This is a genomic window from Pseudomonas sp. QS1027, from assembly GCF_002814235.1.
Taxonomy (GTDB): Bacteria; Pseudomonadota; Gammaproteobacteria; order Pseudomonadales; family Pseudomonadaceae; genus Aquipseudomonas.
In genome coordinates this window covers 74,859-92,941 of the sequence record NZ_PHSU01000039.1, presented here as the reverse complement: position 1 = coordinate 92,941, position 18,083 = coordinate 74,859, and the positions used below count along the sequence as shown (strand labels likewise).

At 61.8% G+C, this 18,083-nt stretch carries 19 protein-coding genes; 8 read left to right on the top strand and 11 right to left on the bottom strand.

What is annotated here, in order from left to right; translation table 11 throughout:
• Window positions 1-14 precede the first annotated feature (14 nt).
• Entirely contained in the window at window positions 15-485 is a 471-nt protein-coding gene (locus CWE01_RS30565; protein ID WP_100944309.1) for a prepilin peptidase, read from the top strand.
• A 117-nt stretch (window positions 486-602) separates the two neighbouring features.
• On the top strand, window positions 603-1,376 hold the full coding sequence (locus CWE01_RS30560) for a response regulator transcription factor (protein ID WP_100944342.1): 774 nt from the start codon (window positions 603-605) through the stop codon (window positions 1,374-1,376).
• Between the two features lie 87 nt (window positions 1,377-1,463).
• Here the strand turns inward: CWE01_RS30560 and CWE01_RS30555 are convergent, their stop codons facing one another.
• The 8 genes from CWE01_RS30555 to cpaB are packed head-to-tail and all read right to left on the bottom strand — an operon-like array spanning window position 1,464 to window position 8,940.
• On the bottom strand, window positions 1,464-1,730 hold the full coding sequence (locus CWE01_RS30555) for a DUF3613 domain-containing protein (RefSeq protein WP_100944308.1): 267 nt from the start codon (window positions 1,728-1,730) through the stop codon (window positions 1,464-1,466).
• Between the two features lie 21 nt (window positions 1,731-1,751).
• Window positions 1,752-2,486 carry a tetratricopeptide repeat protein gene (locus tag CWE01_RS30550; RefSeq protein WP_100944307.1) on the bottom strand — a complete coding sequence of 245 codons (735 nt, stop codon included), beginning with the start codon at window positions 2,484-2,486 and terminating at the stop codon, window positions 1,752-1,754.
• A 10-nt stretch (window positions 2,487-2,496) separates the two neighbouring features.
• A complete protein-coding gene (locus CWE01_RS30545; protein ID WP_100944306.1) occupies window positions 2,497-3,384 on the bottom strand; it encodes a type II secretion system F family protein in 888 nt (295 codons plus the stop codon).
• A gap of 1 nt (window position 3,385) precedes the next feature.
• Complete coding sequence (locus tag CWE01_RS30540; RefSeq protein ID WP_100944305.1) at window positions 3,386-4,273, bottom strand: type II secretion system F family protein; 888 nt, start codon at window positions 4,271-4,273, stop codon at window positions 3,386-3,388.
• 12 nt (window positions 4,274-4,285) lie between these two features.
• A complete protein-coding gene (locus tag CWE01_RS30535) occupies window positions 4,286-5,557 on the bottom strand; it encodes a CpaF family protein (protein WP_100944304.1) in 1,272 nt (423 codons plus the stop codon).
• Window positions 5,557-6,744, bottom strand: coding sequence for a pilus assembly protein (locus CWE01_RS30530; protein ID WP_100944303.1), 1,188 nt, complete (start codon window positions 6,742-6,744; stop codon window positions 5,557-5,559). Before CWE01_RS30530 ends, CWE01_RS30535 begins: the two co-directional genes overlap by 1 nt.
• Window positions 6,741-7,937, bottom strand: coding sequence for a type II and III secretion system protein family protein (locus CWE01_RS30525; protein WP_256346866.1), 1,197 nt, complete (start codon window positions 7,935-7,937; stop codon window positions 6,741-6,743). Before CWE01_RS30525 ends, CWE01_RS30530 begins: the two co-directional genes overlap by 4 nt.
• Window positions 7,938-7,989: 52 nt before the next feature.
• Window positions 7,990-8,940, bottom strand: a complete 951-nt coding sequence (cpaB, locus tag CWE01_RS30520) for a Flp pilus assembly protein CpaB (RefSeq protein WP_100944301.1) — start codon at window positions 8,938-8,940, stop codon at window positions 7,990-7,992.
• A gap of 308 nt (window positions 8,941-9,248) precedes the next feature.
• Here cpaB and CWE01_RS30515 point away from each other — a divergent pair, with 308 nt between their 5' ends.
• The 6 genes from CWE01_RS30515 to CWE01_RS30490 all read left to right on the top strand — a co-directional run bounded on the left by CWE01_RS30515 (window position 9,249) and on the right by CWE01_RS30490 (window position 13,564).
• Window positions 9,249-9,443 (top strand): Flp family type IVb pilin, encoded by a 195-nt coding sequence (locus CWE01_RS30515; RefSeq protein ID WP_100944300.1) that lies wholly within the window; start codon window positions 9,249-9,251, stop codon window positions 9,441-9,443.
• A 70-nt stretch (window positions 9,444-9,513) separates the two neighbouring features.
• Window positions 9,514-9,930 (top strand): response regulator, encoded by a 417-nt coding sequence (locus CWE01_RS30510; protein WP_100944299.1) that lies wholly within the window; start codon window positions 9,514-9,516, stop codon window positions 9,928-9,930.
• Between the two features lie 89 nt (window positions 9,931-10,019).
• Window positions 10,020-10,313 (top strand): hypothetical protein, encoded by a 294-nt coding sequence (locus tag CWE01_RS30505; RefSeq protein WP_100944298.1) that lies wholly within the window; start codon window positions 10,020-10,022, stop codon window positions 10,311-10,313.
• A gap of 33 nt (window positions 10,314-10,346) precedes the next feature.
• Window positions 10,347-11,696, top strand: coding sequence for an MATE family efflux transporter (locus CWE01_RS30500; protein WP_100944297.1), 1,350 nt, complete (start codon window positions 10,347-10,349; stop codon window positions 11,694-11,696).
• Window positions 11,697-12,473: 777 nt separating this feature from the next.
• On the top strand, window positions 12,474-13,298 hold the full coding sequence (locus CWE01_RS30495; protein WP_157815308.1) for a porin: 825 nt from the start codon (window positions 12,474-12,476) through the stop codon (window positions 13,296-13,298).
• A 38-nt stretch (window positions 13,299-13,336) separates the two neighbouring features.
• Window positions 13,337-13,564, top strand: coding sequence for a hypothetical protein (locus CWE01_RS30490; protein ID WP_100944295.1), 228 nt, complete (start codon window positions 13,337-13,339; stop codon window positions 13,562-13,564).
• Window positions 13,565-13,593: 29 nt separating this feature from the next.
• Here CWE01_RS30490 and CWE01_RS30485 read toward each other — a convergent pair whose 3' ends face one another.
• The 3 genes from CWE01_RS30485 to speA form a co-directional block, all read right to left on the bottom strand.
• A complete protein-coding gene (locus CWE01_RS30485; RefSeq protein WP_100944294.1) occupies window positions 13,594-14,382 on the bottom strand; it encodes a DUF4123 domain-containing protein in 789 nt (262 codons plus the stop codon).
• Window positions 14,379-15,734 carry a contractile injection system protein, VgrG/Pvc8 family gene (locus CWE01_RS30480; RefSeq protein ID WP_100944293.1) on the bottom strand — a complete coding sequence of 452 codons (1,356 nt, stop codon included), beginning with the start codon at window positions 15,732-15,734 and terminating at the stop codon, window positions 14,379-14,381. Before CWE01_RS30480 ends, CWE01_RS30485 begins: the two co-directional genes overlap by 4 nt.
• 244 nt (window positions 15,735-15,978) lie before the next feature.
• The gene (gene speA / locus CWE01_RS30475) at window positions 15,979-17,892 is read right to left on the bottom strand and encodes an arginine decarboxylase (protein WP_100944292.1); all 1,914 of its coding nucleotides are present in this window, start codon (window positions 17,890-17,892) and stop codon (window positions 15,979-15,981) included.
• Window positions 17,893-18,083: the final 191 nt, after the last annotated feature.

Below are 18,083 nucleotides of genomic sequence, written 5' to 3'. Positions count from 1 at the left end.
ACATTTTTTAGCCAATGCACAACTTTGTTCTACTGGCCTGGTTCGCACTCTGCGCCACCCAGGATCTGCGCCACCGGCAAATCGCCAATAGCCTGACCCTCGGCGGCGGCGCACTGGTCCTGGCCTATCTGCTCTGGACCGGCAGCACCTGGCTGGGGGCGTCGGCCGCCCAGGGCGGCACGGCCTTGCTCCTGGCCCTGCTGCTGACCTTGCCCGGCTATGCCGCCGGACGCCTGGGTGCTGGAGACGTCAAGCTGCTGGCGGCGCTGGCGCTGGCCAGCGAGCCGTCCACCCTCCTGGGCACCTTTATCGGCGCTGGCCTCGCGATGCTGCTCTGGCTCTGGCTGGCCCCCCGATTGTGGCCGTTACTGGGACAAGGGCCGCAGGCAAGCCTGCACCACCTGGCCCCGGAAACCTTGGGCAAACGCCCTTTCGCGCCCTTTCTGCTGATCGGTCTGACTGGCATGTCGATCAACATCCTTTAGTGATAGCACTATGTACAGAGTGGCAAAGTGCGTCTACTTTTGAAAAACAGGCCCTGCGAAACTGCGCGTGTGGGCAAGGAGCTCGTAGTCATTGGCTGGTAGAGCATGGAGTGGCGCGTGAACAAGCTTGTCTCTCAAGTAAAAGTACTGGTGGTGGATGACCAACCGCTGATCGTCGAAGAAATCTGCGAGTTTCTCGAAAGCAACGGCTACCGTAGTGTTCCTTGTCTGTCCAGTCGGCAGGCACTTGAACGCTTCCGCGAAGACAGCGGGATCGGCCTGGTGCTCTGCGACCTGCAGATGCCGGAGCTGGATGGCATCGAGTTGGTGCGTCAACTGCAGCAGATCGCCGGTAAACATCGAGCCTTCGAAGCCATCATGCTCACCGGCCGAGCCGACAAGCAGGACGTGATCAAGGCGTTGCGCGCCGGCATCGCCGACTACTACCAGAAGCCCGTGGACCTGCACGAACTGCTCGATGGCATCCATCGCCAGGACAAGGCACTGGCCGAGCGCAATCGCACCGACAGCCTGGGGCATCTGAACCAGAAGCTGCAATTTCTCGCTGAATCCATCGATGACCTGTACCAGGACCTGAACAGGATCCGCCGCGGCTCGCCTGCCGAGAGCAGCGAGGAGGCCGATCCCGACTCGGCACAGCTCCTCCCCGAAATCGTCAGCCAGCTGTCGCCGCGGCAACTGGACGTCGCGCGGCTGGTGGGCAAGGGCCAGACCAACTACCAGATCGCCTGCGAGCTGGGCATTACCGAAAACACGGTGAAGCTTTATGTGTCCCAGGTGCTGCGCCTGACCCATATGCACAACCGCACCCAACTGGCACTGGCCTTGTCACCCGCCAATGTCCGCCACAGAGGAATCACCGAGCACTGATCCCGCCAGGCACTCGCTTGCCAGCGATGGCGATGGTGTACTCACCGCCGCCATCGCCATCAAGCCTGCTGCTTGCATCCTGTCCGCTTAATTGCTCTTAAGCGACCCGGCGGAATCCTGCTTGAAAAAATCCGGAATCGGGTGCTTGTAGCTGTCCAGCCAGCGTTGCAGGCTTTGCTCGCGCTCGCTCGGCGTGGCGACCTGGGGCGCCGGGCTCTGCTGCGTTCCCACCACCTGCAGTTGCAACCATTTTTCCGTCTGTTTCTGATAGGGCGAAGACAGCTCCTGCTCCGCCGCCTGGGCCGCAAACGACAGCAGCAGGCACGCCGCGCCACAGAGTGTGTATCGTTTCATCCCGACCTCCTTCATGTCGATTCAGCGCACGCCTGCCGCAACGGCAGGTGCCTCTTCCCTTGCCGCCACCCGGTCACTGGCGGGCCGACGCCCCGCTCCGACGCCGCTCTTGAGCTGCTGCGCCCGGGCCTGGGCCTCGCTGAACTGCGCGGGGGTCAGGCTCATCCGGGTGACCAGCTCAGCGGCCTGGCTCCAGTTGTCCTGATAAAGCAACAGACTCACCAGGTTCACCGCCGCCAAGGGATCGGACTGCTTGAGCTCGATGGCCGTGAGAAACTCGAAACGGGCATCCTCCAACCGCAGTTGGTTGAGATAGACCACCCCCAGGTCGTTGCGGATCTTTTCGTCGGTCGGCGCCAGGCGCGCCGCCCGCTGCAAATGCGCCATGGCCTGGCCATTGTCATTACGCGCCGCCGCCAGTTGCCCGAGGCCATGCTCACCCTCGGCCGCGAGGCAAGTCCCGAGCAGGCTGCGATACAGCGGCTCGGCCTCGCTGCGGCCCAACTGCCGATAAACCCGGGCCTTGCGCAAGCGCACGGCGTCGAGGCTTTCCGGCAGGTTCTGCAGGTTGGCCAGGCTGGCGTGCAGCTTGCCCTCATTGGCCATGTCATCGGCCAGGTTCAGGGACAACTCCTGGTCGGCATCCGGTTTGGCACAACTGCCGCCCTGCCCGAGCATGGCCGTCCAGGGCGTGCGGCCATCGCTGGCACAACCGCCCAGCGCCAGGAGCGCCACCGCGGCAATCAATACTTTCATCCCACCCCTCCTAGAATCCATTAAAGGCCTTGGCCAGGGCGGTAAAGCCCGGCCCGGCAAGGACGATCAACAACGCCGGAAACAGGAACACCATCATCACCACCGACATTTTTGCCGACATCTTCGAGATGTATTCCTGCAGACGGGTCAGACGCCGGTCGTCGAGCACTTGCTTGAGCGCCAGCAACGACTTCATCGCCCCGCCGCCCTGATGGATCAACTGCTGGAGAATCACGCAGATATCGTCGAACTCATCCACCTCCAGCAGGCTCGCCACCTTGCTCAATTCTTCCCCCAGTTCCAGGCCCGAATCGACCCGCGCCAGTACCAGCCGCAGCTCCCCGGTCACCACCGGCAGCAGCGCCTGCCCCTCCTGGGAGAGCACGCGCAAGGCCTGTTCCACCGCCATGCCCGACTCGAAGAGGATCCGCAGCAACGGAATGAAGGTCGAGACCTCATGGACAATCTGTTTCTGCCGGCGCTGAGCGAGCACCACCAGCAGGCGTTTGGGAAACAGGTAGCCACCAGCCAGGGCCATGAGTGGCACGATCCACGGCGAGGCAATACTGGGGAACAGCACCCCTTCCGCCAGCGACACGATACTCAGCGCCAGCAGCGGGATCGCGATCTGGCTGGCAGCGAACAGCGAGCGCTGGCTGGCCTTGCGCCAACCGAGCCGATTGAGCAGCGTCTGGGTTTCGCTGTCGAGGCTGATCGAACGCTGGCCAAAACGCGACTCACCCAGCCTGCGCAACAGGCTGCCGAGGCGGTTGTCGCGACTCATCTGGCCTTGCAGGCGCTGGCTCACCGCCCGTTCGCGCCGACGCTGCTGCAACACCGGGCCGACCACCAGGGTCAAGGCGGCAAGCAACAACAGCACACTGGCCAGGATCGCCATCTCACACGCTCCGCAACATGCGCCACAGCGCCAGGCAACCGAACACCTGCAAGCCGAACGCCATCAGCAACATTCGCTGTCCGCTGGCGTCATCCCACATGTGCAGCAGATAGCCCGGGTTGGTGACCAGGAAAAAGCCCACCATGCCCACCGGCAGCAGCCCCAGCACCACGGCGGTCAGGCGGGTTTCGCCGGTCATCGCGCTCAGTTGCCGGGCGCCCTGTTCACGCTCGCGGATCAGCTTGATCAGGTTTTCCAGCAACTCGCTGGCGTTGCCACCGTAGCGATGGTTGACCTTCAACCCCAAGGCCAGGAAACGGAACTCGTGACGCTCGTAGAATTCGGCGAAGTCATGCACCGCCTCCGCCAGACCGACTCCCAACTCGACATTGCGCCGTACCCGGCCCATGGCTTCACGCAGGGGATCGGCGGATGCCTCGATCCCTCCCAGGATCGCATCGGCCAGGGTTCGCCCCGACTTGAGACTGCGCACCGCGTGATCGAGCAGGGACGGCAGTTGCTCGACCATCCGCCGCACACGCCGCCGGTAGCGCCAGGCCAGATACAGGTGCAAGACCAGGGGCGGCAGCACCAGCATCAGCAACAGTCCGATGCCACCGGCCTGCGCACCGCCGAGCAGCACCAGCAATGCCCAGACTCCCAGCCACAAGCCTTGCCGCTCGCCGGGGCGATTCAGGCCGGCCCGTACAAACAGGCGATCCAGGTGGCTCTTCGTGGTCTGGGTCACCGGCGCCAGGACCGGCTGGCCCTGGCCCAGGCGGCTCAACACCCGCTCGCGGCCAGTCTTGCGCAGACTGGTGTAGAACAAGCGTATCGACAGCACCAGCAACAGCAGGCTGATCAGGCCGAGCAGCACGGAAACGAACATCGGCGCCCCTCCTCAACCAAAGGTCATGGGTGCGTCGCGGCGCAGCTTTTCGCCGCCCGGGTTCACCGCATCGCGCAGGAAACCGAAACCGGAGCGCCGGTCCAGGCGGAACAGGGTGTTGGTGACATAGATGTCCTCGCGCACATCCAGCACCTCTACCACCTCGCTGACACAGCGACGGCCGTCGGGCAGGCGGGCCAGCTGGATCACCACATCGAGTGCCGCGCAGATCATCTGCCGCAAGGTCTTTTCACCGATCTGCCGCCCCGTCAGCCCCACCAGCGTTTCCAGACGCAACAGGGCATCCTGGGCGTTGTTGGCGTGCACGGTGCTCATCGAGCCGTCGTGGCCGGTGTTCATCGCCGTGAGCACGTCGAGTACTTCCACGCCGCGAATCTCGCCGAGGATGATCCGGTCGGGGCGCATCCGCAGGGCATTGCGGATCAGGTCGCTGGACTTCACTTCGCCATGCCCCTCGGCATTCGGCGGACGGGTTTCCAGGCGCACCACATGGGGGTGATTGAGTTGCAATTCGGCCACATCCTCGATGGTGACCAGGCGTTCATGGGGGTTGATCAACTGGCTGAGGATATTCAACAGGGTGGTCTTGCCGGTGCCGGTGCCGCCGCTGATGAGGATATTGCAGCGCTTGCCCACGGCCAGCTGGATAAACTCGAAAATCGACTGGTCGATGGTCTGCATTGCCATCAGGTCGCTGCTCTTGAGCATGTCCTTGCGAAATTTCCGTACCGACAGGCACGGGCCATCGAGGGCAATCGGCGGAATGATCGCATTGACCCGGCTGCCATCGGGCATCCGCGCATCGACCATCGGCGAGGACTCGTCCAGGCGCCGGCCCAGGGGCGCGAGAATCCGCTGGATCACCCGCTCCACGTGATGGTCGTCGATAAACCGCAGGTCGCTCTGGTGCAGGACACCGTCGCGCTCGATAAACACCCGGTGCGGACCGTTGACCAGGATCTCGGTCACCGAACTGTCGCGCAGCAGCACCTCCAGCGGTCCGAAACCGGTGAGCTCGTCGACGATCTCCTCCGCCAGCCGCTCCATCTCATAACGCGACACCGCCAGGTGCAACCGCGAGACGTACTCGCCGACCTTGTCGATGACAAACTGCGCCAGGGCCTGGCGCGAACCCTCCAACAGATTCTTTCCCGACTCCTCGATGGCATCGATGATGTAGCGATGCAGCACCAGTTTCAGGCCGTCGTGGTCGGTATTGCCGGCCCCGCCGCGGGACTGGCCGCCGAACAGTTTCTCCGCCATTACTTATGCCCCCAGAGCCGATTGAACCAGCCTTCGGAGGTCTTGGTCAGGCCCTGGGAACGTTTCGCCAGGCGCTCGCCGAGGCTTTTCAGGCCTTGGGTCAGGGCTTCCCGGGGCGACAGCTCGAACAGCGTCTGGCCCTGGTTCTTCGCATTCAGACGAATGTCCGGGTTGTACGGCAGCACGGCAATCACCTCCAGGCCGAACGTCTTGCCGAGGGTTTCCGAATCGGGGGAAACACCGCGCAGGTAGCGGTCGACCAGCAAGCGGGCGTGATCGAGCTTCATGCCTTTTTCCCGCCAGAGATTGAGCACCGCGAGGCTGCGTCGGCAATCGAGCACATTCTGGTCGGTGTACCAGAGCAGCTTGTCGCAATGGCTGACAAAGGTCCGCAAGGCCTCGCTGTCGGGCTGCCCGACCAGGTTGACGACGATATGCTGGAAATGTTGGCGCAGGGCACTGAGCAGCATGTACAACTCCGCCGCACTGGTGCGCTTGAGGGGTTCGTCGGTGCTGGAGTAGGCGAGGATGCGCAGGCCCGCTTCAGCGCTGGTAAAGGCGCTGTCCATCAGGGTCGCGTCGAGACGGCGCAGATGGCGCAGGGCATCGCCGAAATGGAACGAGCTTTCCAGCCCCAGCAGCGCCAGACTGTCGCCCCGGGGCAGGCCCAGGTCCAGCAACAGGGTCTGCTGGCCGCTCTTCTGCACCACCAGCGCCAGATGGCTGGCGAGCAAGGCGCCCTCGGCATTGCCCTGGGCACCATACAACACGGTGAAACCACCCAGTTGTGCACTTGGGGTCACCGCCGGCAGGCGCTTGCTCAGGCGCCGAACCAGGCCGGCCACTTCGCTGGAGCGCGAACCGTAGGCGACAAAATCCCGCGCACCGGCGCGCATCGCATTGAGTACCAACTGGTTATCCATGCCGTCGCCGAGCGCGACGATCGCCAGCATCGGCTTGGCCTCCAGCACCCCCTCGATCAGGGCGCTCTGGGCCACCAGGTTTTCCCGGTCCAGGCCGACAAAGATCAGGCCGGCAAAGGTGACATCCACCAGCGAGAGCAACTCGTCGAGGCTACCGCCGGCGCTGACCACCTGCCCCAGGGGCGCCAGCGCGCCCTGCAGCCATTCCAGGTCCGTGCTGTTGCGGGTGATTGCCAGAAAGGTCTGGCTCAGGCTCTGGCTCATTTTGATAACCCGCTGCGGCGATCGTAGTTGCCGTTATCGAGGAAGAACAGGCGGAACCAGTTCGGATCGTATTCGCGCAATTTCTCCCCTGGCAGGCTGGGCAACCGCGCATCCGCCGCCAGGGGCTGGACCAGGTGCGGCGTGACGATCATCAGCAACTCCTGCTCCTCGCGCTTCATGCTCGAGTTGCGGAAAAATGCCCCCAGCACCGGGATATCGCCCAGGCCCGGCAACTTGTTGATCTGCGAACTGTTGCTGGTGCTGATCAGGCCGCTGATGACAAAACTTTCGCCATCGGCCAGGGAAATGCTGGTGTCGGTGCGGCGGATCGTCAGCGCCGGCACCGGCGTACCGGAAATGGTCACGGCGTTGCTGTAGTCCAGCGCACTGACCTCGGGCGCCACTTTCAGGGCGATGCGGTTGCGGCTGATCACCGTCGGGGTCAGGGTCAGGCGGATACCGAACTCCTTGTACTCGATCGAGACAGTGTTGCTGCCAGAACTCGGTACCGGAATCGGGATCTCGCCGCCGGCGAGAAAACTCGCGCTCTGCCCGCTCAGGGCAACCAGGCTCGGACGCGCCAAGGTGTAGGCAAAGCCGCTGCCTTCCAGGGCATTGATCAGGGCCTTGACCCGCCCACCGCCGAAACCGATGTTGAAGTTGGTGCTGTCCGGTGACTGCCCACCAGAGACTGGGCCGGGGGTGACATTGGTCGCGACTGTGCCCGGGGAACCGAACAGGTAGTTGCCGCCCTGGCCGAAAATCGCCGTCCCCGCCTCCTTGAGCTTGGTCCGGTTGACTTCGACGAAACGAATATCGGTCTGCACCTGGATCGGCAGGGACGGGTCCATCGAAGGCGATACGGACGCCGTGGTCAGGCTCGCCGTGGCCTTGCCCTGGACAAACACCATGCTCTGGCGCGGCTCGCTGGCGCAGGCGGTCCAGACCATCAGGCTGGTGGCGCCGGGGGTCATGCCGGTAAGCAGGAAAGCATTATTACCGTTGGGGTGCACATCGGCGATTTTTGCATCGCCCACCGCCAGACGGGTGATCGCCGCTGGCGAGCGCAGTTCCTGTTGCAGGCCTTCGCCGACTTCCAGCACGGCGGGCAACGGGCCCAGGCCGGCACAACCGCCCGGCACCGCCAGGGCGACATCGCAGCCCAGGCCGCCCAGTAGCAGGGCCACGATCATGGGTTTGAATCTCGACACACATCGACTCATCCGCGACTTCCTTGCTGACAGATCAGGGCGTTTGTTGACTGACTTGATTACCGCGGATCACTTCGATTCCCCGGCTTTTCGCCGCACCGGAAAGCGCCCCGGGAGCCGCGGTTGCCTGGCCCCTGGGCACACCGGCCATGGCCAGCTGGTTGAACTGGAACAAACTGTGATTGGCGCTTTCGATGCTGGCGGCGGCGCTCTCCCCGGCCCAGTAACGGGGCAACAGATGCTCGTCGGCGCTGCGAACCGCCAGGCGTAGCGTACCGACCTGGGTGGCGAGCATCAGGCGGCTGAGCAGCACTTGCGGCACGGCCAGCACCACCGTGCGGGCGTTGCCGGGGCTCGGGGCCTGGCGCAGGCGTACGTCGGTAGCGGACGACGGAGCGCTCGGCAAACCATCGTTGGTCAGCCCGAGCTGGTCGCCGACACTGAGCAAGCGCATCGCCGGCACCACCACCTGTGCCGACTGCTGCGGGTTGCCGGCATCCTGGCGCAGGAACAGCAGGACATCGACGTAGTCCCCCGGCGTCAACTGGCCGCCGGCGCCGATGACCTCATCCACGGCGACCGCCAGGGCGCGCTCATCGGGACGGATCATCCGTGCCAGGGGGCCGCCGGACTCGAAACTCTCGTCGCTGAGCCAGGTGCCCGCCTTCAAGGGGCGCCAGGGAATGCGGTCCACGGCCTGTTGCAGGGAGCTCAGGCTGCCGGCCGGTGCGGTACGCAGCCGTTCGACGGTCAGGTCGGCCGCCGTCAGGGGAACAAAAGGGGGAACATCATGGGCCAGTACCACCACCGACTGACGGATCGCATCCTCCGCGCCGCCCACGGTTTTATCCACGGATGTGGCCACCGGCGCGTTGGCTGGCGCCGCAGGTGCCGGCTGACGGCTCAGCCTCAAGCCCCAATAACCGACCACAATGGCCGCGATCAAGAACAGGGCGGCCAGCCCCATGGTAACGCGACTGTTCACGACGGCTCTCCCTATCCTGCTACGCCCAAGGCCATGAAACCTTCGCAATCAGGCAGCTATGAACATCAACTATTTCGCTATTGGACGGTAGCGCAGCTAGGACAAAACGCCATTACCGATCGAAAAATACCTCTCGAAAGAATGGAAAAAAACTGTTTTTTTGCCATCACTCCTTGAACTAATACTTTGTAATTAAACCGTTCTTACAGTTGTAGAGCGGCGTGTTGTTGACAATGCTGATGATGAGCTAGGCAAATCGTTTCGCGAGCCTGCTGCAACGGCGCTTTCCCAGCGCAAGGAGAAACCAGATGTTGCATGAAGCGATCCTCAAACTGGTTGTAAAACTGCAGATATTCCTGCAGGAAAAAGACGGCGCCTCCGGTATTGAATATGCCATCGTAGCCGCGATGGTCGCGGTTGTGATTGCCGCTTTCATCGGCCCCATCGGCACCCGGATCACCGCCATCTTTAATGCTATCGAAGCCGCCGTCGTTTCCACCTGACAGAACCCTGACCTCGTCTGAACAAAGAGGCGCTACACTAAGAAACGAACTCAGTGACAGGTATGGTCCCATGAACGCCTCTTCCCCCCCACGCCAACAGCTCCTCCTCGTGGACGACGAAGAGGACGCCCTGCTCGAATTGGCCGAGTTGCTGGAGGGGGAGGGCTTTTGCTGCTTCACCGCCACCTCGGTCAAGCTGGCGCTCTCGCACCTGACCCATCACCCGGATATCGCCCTGGTGATCACAGACCTGCGCATGCCGGAAGAAAGCGGCATGTCGCTGATCAAGCGCCTGCGTGAACACACCTCGCGCCAGCACCTGCCAGTGATCGTCACGTCCGGCCATGCCGACATGGACGACGTCAGCGATATGCTGCGGCTCCAGGTGCTGGACCTGTTCCGTAAACCCATCTACCACGTGCGCCTGCTGGAAACCCTCAACAACCTGTTTCCGCAGCCCAGGATGCATCTGGTCAACCCTTCTTGATGGACTGTCTGGACAACCTTCGGGTGCGCCTGTAAAACCTGCTCCCTGCTAGTGCCGCGCACTAGTCGGCTTATTCATCAGGGGTACCTATGCAGGTAGAAAGTTTTTTTGAATGGCTGGGCCAGGCACTAGGCTCGGTGATCCGCTTTATCATTGATGGCCTCAGCAGCTTTTTCCATGCGCTGACCCATGCCGGCGGTAACTTTATCGACGGCTTCGCCCGCTCCCTGGGCATGAGCCCCTCGTTCTTCAGCATCCTGATCCTGATCCTGGGCCTGATGCTGCTCTACTCGGCGATCCGCGCCTTCATGCGGGCCTCGATCATCCTCGGCATCATCTGGCTGGTGCTCGGGCTCTGGCTGTTGAGCTGGGTCGTTCACTAGTCGCTACAATGCTCGCTCTTTCAAGGAGCCCGCATGTCCCCCCTGATCGCTGACTGGCGAGACCGCCCGACTCACCGTCGGGTCTGGGCGCTCGCCGCGCCCATGATCCTGTCGAATATATCCGTCCCCCTGGTGGCCCTGGTCGACAGCAGCGTGATCGGCCACTTGCCCCACGCCCACCAACTCGGTGCAGTGGCGGTCGGGGCCAGCCTGTATATCTTTCTCGCCTGGGCCATGGGTTTCCTGCGCATGGGCTCCACCGGTTTCGCCGCACAGGCCGCCGGACGTGGAGACGGCGCGGCATTGCGCCAGGTGCTCACCCAGGGACTGCTGCTGAGCCTGGTGCTGGCGCTGTTCCTGGGGGCCATCGCCGTGCCGTTCAGCCAAGTGGCGCTGACCTTCATACAACCCTCGCCCGAGTTGCACGAATTGACCCTGGACTTCTTCCACATCCGGCTCTTCGGGCTGCCGGCGGCGCTGGCCAGCTATGCCCTGGTCGGCTGGTTTCTCGGCACCCAGAACGCCCGCGCACCGCTGGCCATTTTGCTGACCACCAACCTGGTGAATATTGCCCTGAACCTTTGGTTTGTCCTCGGGCTGGACTGGGGTGTGGTCGGTTCGGCCCGGGCCTCGGTGATCGCCGAATGGACCGGCGCCCTGCTCGGCCTGAGCCTGACCGGCAAGGCCCTGCGCGCCTACCCCGGGCAGATCGCCTGGGCAGCACTCAAGCTATGGCAGAGCTGGCGCCCGTTGCTGACGGTGAACCGCGATATCTTCATTCGCAGCATGGCGCTGCAATCGGTGTTTTTCCTGATCACCGTCCAGGGCGCACGCCTGGGCGATGCCACCGTCGCGGCCAACGCCCTGCTGCTCAATGGCCTGCTGCTCACCGCCCACGCCCTGGACGGACTGGCCCATGCCGTGGAGGCGCTCTGTGGCCATGCCATCGGCGCCCGCGATCGCGACACGCTGCGGCGTTCCCTGGTGGTCGCGGCCGGTTGGTCGCTGCTGGCAAGCCTGGGCTTCGCACTGCTGTTCCTGCTCGGCGGCCACCTGTTCGTCAGCCTGCAGACCGATATCCCCAGCGTGCGCGAGATTGCCTTCGGCTACCTGCCTTACCTGGCGCTGTTGCCGCTGATCGCGGTCTGGAGCTACCTGCTCGACGGCCTGTTCATTGGTGCCACCCGCGCCCGGGAAATGCGCGACAGCATGCTGCTCAGCGTACTCCTCAGCCTGCCTTGCGCCTGGTGGCTGAGCCGCTTTGGCAATCACGGCCTGTGGATAAGTTTCCTGCTGTTCATGGCCCTGCGCAGCCTGACCCTGGGACTCTATGCCGTGAAGCTGCGGCGCAATGACGGCTGGTTCAGCGGCGCCACCCACTGAGTCACCCCATCGCAACCCAACCCAGCGGCTGATCAAGCTGAACCAATGCTGAACAGGGGTTGAAGTTATCAACCCTGGATTGAAGGGAATAGGACGTACTCCATGCTTGAGCGGCGGCTTTTCGAGTCTTCAGGGTATAGGAGCATGAGTCAATTGTAGGTTAGACGTTACTGGGCTACTCAGTTAAAAAATGGCTAAACCCATTGGAAATATTGACCTTCCAAGTCCACATGCACCAGTTCAGGTTCACATTTTCACTTTAATATCTATTTATTGATACAAATCATCCTGACTGAAAGAGTTGCCTGCGCGCGGCCATCAATCAGTGTTGCCGGGGAAAAGCCTGCTTTTTTTCGAGCGTAGTAGGTGCTAGCATTTGATGGCTTTTTGATATCCAACTTAAGTGGGTATTAACTTCAAGCTTTTGGTAAATCCGAATTTTAGCGACAACGCCTTTTGCATGTATCAGCCTGCTCAAGGCGGGTTCAGCGTGCCTGTCATAGCACGATGTACCGCCCTCTTTCGTGAATGCTATTGAGTTGAGATGCCTGACCGTAATGCAAGGAGCGCGTTTCACCTGAGACGCTACAGCCCACAGGAAGTGAAAACAGTGACATTGCCTCAATTCGCCGACATCGCCCAACTCTCGGATTTCGCCGTCAGTGCCAAGCGTCCCAGGCACCTGTCGGGGCTGTCCTGACCGCCAGCAACAGAACATGTGAACATTGCCGTTTGCGGGCGGTTTATGATTTTATTTTTTTAACTTGAGGGAACAAATTGAAAATCAATCAGATGGCAATCTTCGCAGCCACTGCAGCGTTGTGCACAACGGCATTCGCCGGAACAGACGACATAAAAGCATCGAATAACCAGTTTGAAGTCCAAGCCATTTCCACGAAAGTCGACTACAAGGAAACTAACGACGGGAGAGGAGGTAGTCTTGCCGGAACGTATTATACGGAAAGCGGTCACATCCCTGGCTTTGCATTATCTTTTTCCATGATGAATGACCTGCTGCTGGATAACGACTACCTTCAACTTCAGTACAACAAGAGCGACGGAAATACCGATACCAAGGGCGTACTCAAGCCAACCAGAATTTACGGCACTGCCGTTGGCCAGGCGGGTTCAACCATTTCCGACTACAGTCTGCGGTGGGGAAAAGGGTTTGCGCTTGACGGGGTGTTCATGATCACTCCTTACGGCGAACTTGGCCGTCATGAACAGCAGATCAAATCCAGTTCCGATTCAACTTTTACCCACAGCTGGTATGGCGCCGGTACGCTCATTCAATATTCGCCTCTTTCCCATTTGGTGTTTACTGCCAATGCCTTGATCGGGCGCACGTTCGCGGCAGACTATAATCAGAATGGCCCTAATGCCTTTTCTGGTGCGCTCGGAGATTCCAATCTGTATAAGGCCGGCTTATCTACAGATTATGCATTCACGAAAAACCTTCATGGAAATGTGGGTATCGATTACACATCCTTTAAATATGGCAGCAGTGCCACGCACAGAATTCTGAACGGAGAGGCTGTATGGATGCCCGAGAGCCGGACCGACGATACAACTTTCAAGATCGGGATTGGCTACGCTTTTTAAGCAGTGGGCCGAATGATTCAAACACCAGGGGCAGCCACATGAAAGAAGAGACAACCAAACTTTTGCAAGCTACCGCCAAGGCTCGAAAAGTTCTACTGATTTTGTCGATCATATGGTTCACCGCCGTTCGGCGCCATCAGGACTTCTACCCGGAGATACAGATCAGCTCGCTGCAGGAGGTCATGATTTCACTAGCGCCCCCCATGGTGATCATTATCTTGGCGTGCATCTGGTATCGAGTCTTCAAGTACAAACCTGAGAAATGACCCAGGCAAACTTGGCGCGATGAAGCCGATCAACCGTGGCCTGCACCCCAGGTACGGCGCAGGTTTTCCAGGCGTTCGACAGGAGAGTCCCCCAACGGGTCCGTCGGAATGGGCTCCGCGGGATACTCCGCACGCAGATGCAGCCAGCCATCGAGCAGGCCGTACTCGCGAAAGCCCTGGGCGATGCCCTCCTGCACATGGCACCAGGTCCGGTCGTATTCATGCCCGCTGCAGCGGCTCCACTGATAGGCGTGGCGCTCCAGCAGGCAGGTCTGCAGACGACGCCGCTGGCGGCTGTCCAGGACCGGCGGCGCACCGAGGACATCAACCTCGAGTCCGGGGTTGAACAGTTGCTGCCAGCCGACACTGCCAATGGCCCGGTCCGCCCAGGTCCCGCCATGCCAGTACAGACAGCGGATGGGGCCGAGCCAGCCGCTCAGTTCGCGCGGGTCCGATGAGTCGAAGAGATAGCTCGCGGTCTGCGGGTTGTAGTAACTGAGCAAGCCTCGATGCTGCTCGTCGAAACCCACCACCAGTATCTGCCGCAAGTGGGCCAGCAACGCCTGCACCGGCGCCCGGGTATGCAGGAACAAGCCCGGCCAGAGACTCGGGTTGGCCTGGCTGAGGCGGCTCAACGGGCAATCCTCGGCCAGTTGCAACAGGCGCGGAGCGACTTCCCCCAGACCCTGAAACGGTGTGCCTTCGAACAGGTTGTACGCCAGGTAGTGCGCGTAACGCTCCTTCAGCGCCTCGACTACCCCCGGGGCACCGGGCACATCCAGCAGCAACCACTGGCTGCAATCGTCCGTCGTCTTCATGACAGGCCCCTTCGCGGGAGTACACCCCGACAGACACAATCCTGCACCGCGCAGTGACGCTCGCTGCCGCCCATGGGCTGCCCGCACAGCAACACCAGCGGATAACCGGCGTGCAGGGATTCGAGAATCGGCTCCCGACGCGGACGTTGCGCGCCAGCGGGCAGCGGCCTCGGCAACCGGACATCGGCACGCATGACAATTCGCGGTGCTTGCGCATCGCCGTCCTGAAAGCGCACCCACACCGCCATACCCACCATCAGTGCCGAGCCGTTTTCCTCGCATTCACGTTGCAGCGAGCGAGCCAACGGCAACCAGCAAGGCGCCTGGGACGAAGCACTGCATTGGGAAAAGGCGTCGATGCGCACCGCCACCCGCCCTGTTTCGTCGCGAAAGGTCCCCTGCTCGTCGACGTCGACCACCTGCGCCCGGAACAGCCCCGATAACACCGGGCCGGGCCTGCGCCTTCGGGAGCGAAACGCCACCTCCCAGGACGTCGCCGCAAAGGCATTGCCATAACGCACCCGCGGCCCGGTGTCCGCCAACTCACCGGGCAGGCTGTCGCCACGATGGCTAAGCCGGGTCACCAGCCACAACCGATTCCAGGCCGCACAAGGATGGCCGGAAACGGGCAGGTAGGCACCGCTGGCCAGGCCGGGCAGATCGCTTTCGCCCTCCGCCACCTGAGCCCCACGGCCGCCACGACGGCGGCCGCCAGCGGCCAGCGTGACGCAAAAATCGAGTACACCCGGGCCCGCCTCATGGGCGAAGCGCGCCTGTGGGGCTCGCCGAAACGCCCCCTGGTGATCGGCAAAGACCAGCAAGTGCACGTCCCGACTGTGCTGGAAATGATAGTGGATGCCCTCCTCCGCGCAGAGCCGCTGCACAAACGCCAGGTTTGACTCCTCGTACTGAACGCAACAGGCACGCCGGGCATAGTGACCCTTGAGCGAGAAACGCACGGCATCGTCGCCCAGGCCATGTTCCTCGAGCACCCGGGCGATGATCGCCGGAACCGAGCAGTGCTGGAACAGGCGCCGGCTCACCCGCTGCGCCAGGCACCCCAGGCGCGGCCCCAGGGACAGGCGGCAATGGCCCCGCGCCAAGCCCCGTAGCGTCAGGTTGACGCCCTGTATCTGCGCGTGAAAACCGGCGTTCTCGGTCCCCAGCGCCAGGTAGCAACTGCGGTACATCAACCCGGCCAGGTCCAGTTCGCCTTCCTCGTCGAGGACATCCAGCTCAAAGGCAAACAGCTCGTCGATCGCCTCCGTGCCGCTAAAGGCAGTGACAATCAGGGGATGGGACAAGCCCGCTACATCCAGCCGAAAAAACGGCTCGCTGACTGGATCGAACATTGGCTTTCCTCATACGTGGCACCGACAGGGATTCTCGCCGAGAGACAAGGCCGAGTAGAGGGCCGAAGCAGCGTTAGAGAAAAGACCTACGCAAAACACAGAACAAGGGAAGCCATCGCCTTGACTTCAGGGCATAAAAAACCCACCTCGGTGGGTGGCTTTTTCACAAAAGGACATTACCTACAAGCTCACAGGAAAAAACCAAACTCAAACAAGGCATTTTCCTGGGAACTATTGGCGCGCCTTATGAGGACAGGTACGAGGAGCGGGTCAAGCCCAGGCGCAGGGCATCCAGGTACTGGGTACGCTCCTTGACGCTGATGTTCGCGCTGGCGACTTTGTCGCGGTAGTGCGTCATCAGTTCCTCCGGCGACAAGTGCACATAACGCAGCATGTCCTCGATGGTGTCGTGGGTTTCGATACCGGCGTGGTACACGCTGCCATCCGGGTTCTGGTAGATGTTCACCGAGTCGGTGTCACCGAACAGGTTGTGCATGTCACCGAGAATTTCCTGGTAGGCGCCCACCAGGAAGATCCCCAGCAGGTAGTCCTCACCCTCGTTCAGGGCGTGCACCGGCAGGCTGGTTTCGATGCTCTGCTCATCGACGTATTGCTTGATCTTGCCGTCGGAGTCGCAGGTCAGGTCTTGCAGCACGGCGCGGCGCAGCGGCTCTTCATCGAGACGGTGCAGCGGCAGGATCGGCAGGACCTGGCCGATGGCCCAGGTGTCCGGCAGGCTCTGGAACACCGAGAAGTTGCAGATGTACTTGTCGGCCAGCTTGTCGTTGAGTTCGTCGAGCACCTGGCGGTGTGAACGCTGACGGGCCTTCAACGAGTTGTGCAGGCGCCGGCACACGGCGAAATAACATTGCTCGGCCAGGGCTTTCTCGGCCAGGGTCAGCTTGCCGTCGGCGTACTGGGTGGCCACGTCGCTCATGTAGTGGGTGGCGCGCCAGTAGGTTTCGGTGACCATCTCGATATCGGTCGGCCCCAGCAGTTCCACCAGCCACTGCACGGTTTCCGGCAGATTCTCGGGGTTGTCGATATGCGGCACGTCGTCGTTGTGTTTCTCGACGTCGGTCACCTGCACCACCAGCATGGCGTGGTGGGCGGTCAGCGAACGGCCGCTTTCGGAGAAGATGTTCGGGTGCGGCAGGTTCTGCGCATCGCAGAATTCCTTGAGCATGCCGACCACGACACCGGCGTAGTCATCCATGTCGTAGTTGATCGAGCTGGCGTTGCGCGAGTGGGTACCGTCGTAGTCCACGCCCAGGCCGCCGCCGACGTCGATATGGTCCACCGGCAGGCCGAGGTTGCGCAGTTCGCCGTAGTAGCGGATCGCTTCCTTGAAACCGTACTGGTAGTCCGCCAGGTTGGCGATCTGCGAACCCATATGGAAGTGCAGCAGGCGAATGCCCTGGTCCAGGCCCGCGTCGCGGAAGCGCTCGACCACCGACAGCAACTGCGCCGCCGAGAGACCGAACTTGGACTTCTCGCCGCCGGTATCGGCCCACTTGCTCGAGGCCAGGGACGACAGGCGCACCCGCAGGCCGATCCGTGGCTTGACCTTGAGGGCCGCGGCCTCTTCGATCACCAGCTCGACCTCGGATTCTTTCTCGATCACGATAAAGACCGTGTGACCGAGCTTCTGGCCCATCAGCGCCAGGCGGATGAACTCGCGGTCCTTGTAGCCGTTGCAGACGATGGTGCCGCCCTTCGGCGCCAGGGCCAGCACCGCCAGCAACTCCGGCTTGGAGCCGGCTTCCAGGCCGATGGAGACGTTCTGGGTGGCGATGATGTTCTCGATCACCGCCTCCTGCTGGTTGACCTTGATCGGGTAGAGCGCGGTGTATTTGCTCTGGTATTCCAGACGTTCGATGTTGGCGTCAAAGGCCCCGGTCAGCTGGCGGACGCGGTCCTGCAGGATATCCGGGAAGCGCACCAGCAACGGCAAGGACAAACCGCTCTTGCGCAGTTCGTCGACCTGCTCGAAGAGGTCGATGGGCGAACTGCTCGGGCCGTTCGGACGAACCTCGACGCGACCGGCGTCATTGATCGCGAAATACCCGGCCCCCCAATGGCGAATCCCATAAACACTGCGGCTGTCCGCAACTGTCCATTGGCTGCCATCGTCTTTGCGTGTGCGTCGTACGGACATCGAAGTCCCCTATAAAGAAGTCAAATAGCGCCACCTGGGTCCAGGCTGCGCGCAGTCTAAAGAATGAAAATGACGATTCGCCTGCATGCAAGGGACTAAGACCTTGAATCCAGCACCGAGTTTAGAAACTGTTCGGGAACAGGCTCTGTGAAAACCATGGGGACGACAGCCCGGCTTCGTTCATCCGGGCC

Bases quoted from the DNA above. Each gene is read 5' to 3' on its own strand.
- CWE01_RS30565 (WP_100944309.1), top strand. From the start codon at position 15: ATGCACAACTTTGTTCTACTGGCCTGGTTCGCACTCTGCGCCACCCAG.
- CWE01_RS30555 (WP_100944308.1), bottom strand. From the start codon at position 1,730: ATGAAACGATACACACTCTGTGGCGCGGCGTGCCTGCTGCTGTCGTTT.
- CWE01_RS30550 (WP_100944307.1), bottom strand. From the start codon at position 2,486: ATGAAAGTATTGATTGCCGCGGTGGCGCTCCTGGCGCTGGGCGGTTGT.
- CWE01_RS30545 (WP_100944306.1), bottom strand. From the start codon at position 3,384: ATGGCGATCCTGGCCAGTGTGCTGTTGTTGCTTGCCGCCTTGACCCTG.
- CWE01_RS30540 (WP_100944305.1), bottom strand. From the start codon at position 4,273: ATGTTCGTTTCCGTGCTGCTCGGCCTGATCAGCCTGCTGTTGCTGGTG.
- CWE01_RS30535 (WP_100944304.1), bottom strand. From the start codon at position 5,557: ATGGCGGAGAAACTGTTCGGCGGCCAGTCCCGCGGCGGGGCCGGCAAT.
- CWE01_RS30530 (WP_100944303.1), bottom strand. From the start codon at position 6,744: ATGAGCCAGAGCCTGAGCCAGACCTTTCTGGCAATCACCCGCAACAGC.
- CWE01_RS30525 (WP_256346866.1), bottom strand. From the start codon at position 7,937: ATGATCGTGGCCCTGCTACTGGGCGGCCTGGGCTGCGATGTCGCCCTG.
- CWE01_RS30515 (WP_100944300.1), top strand. From the start codon at position 9,249: ATGTTGCATGAAGCGATCCTCAAACTGGTTGTAAAACTGCAGATATTC.
- CWE01_RS30510 (WP_100944299.1), top strand. From the start codon at position 9,514: ATGAACGCCTCTTCCCCCCCACGCCAACAGCTCCTCCTCGTGGACGAC.
- CWE01_RS30505 (WP_100944298.1), top strand. From the start codon at position 10,020: ATGCAGGTAGAAAGTTTTTTTGAATGGCTGGGCCAGGCACTAGGCTCG.
- CWE01_RS30500 (WP_100944297.1), top strand. From the start codon at position 10,347: ATGTCCCCCCTGATCGCTGACTGGCGAGACCGCCCGACTCACCGTCGG.
- CWE01_RS30490 (WP_100944295.1), top strand. From the start codon at position 13,337: ATGAAAGAAGAGACAACCAAACTTTTGCAAGCTACCGCCAAGGCTCGA.
- CWE01_RS30485 (WP_100944294.1), bottom strand. From the start codon at position 14,382: ATGAAGACGACGGACGATTGCAGCCAGTGGTTGCTGCTGGATGTGCCC.
- CWE01_RS30480 (WP_100944293.1), bottom strand. From the start codon at position 15,734: ATGTTCGATCCAGTCAGCGAGCCGTTTTTTCGGCTGGATGTAGCGGGC.
- speA (WP_100944292.1), bottom strand. From the start codon at position 17,892: ATGTCCGTACGACGCACACGCAAAGACGATGGCAGCCAATGGACAGTT.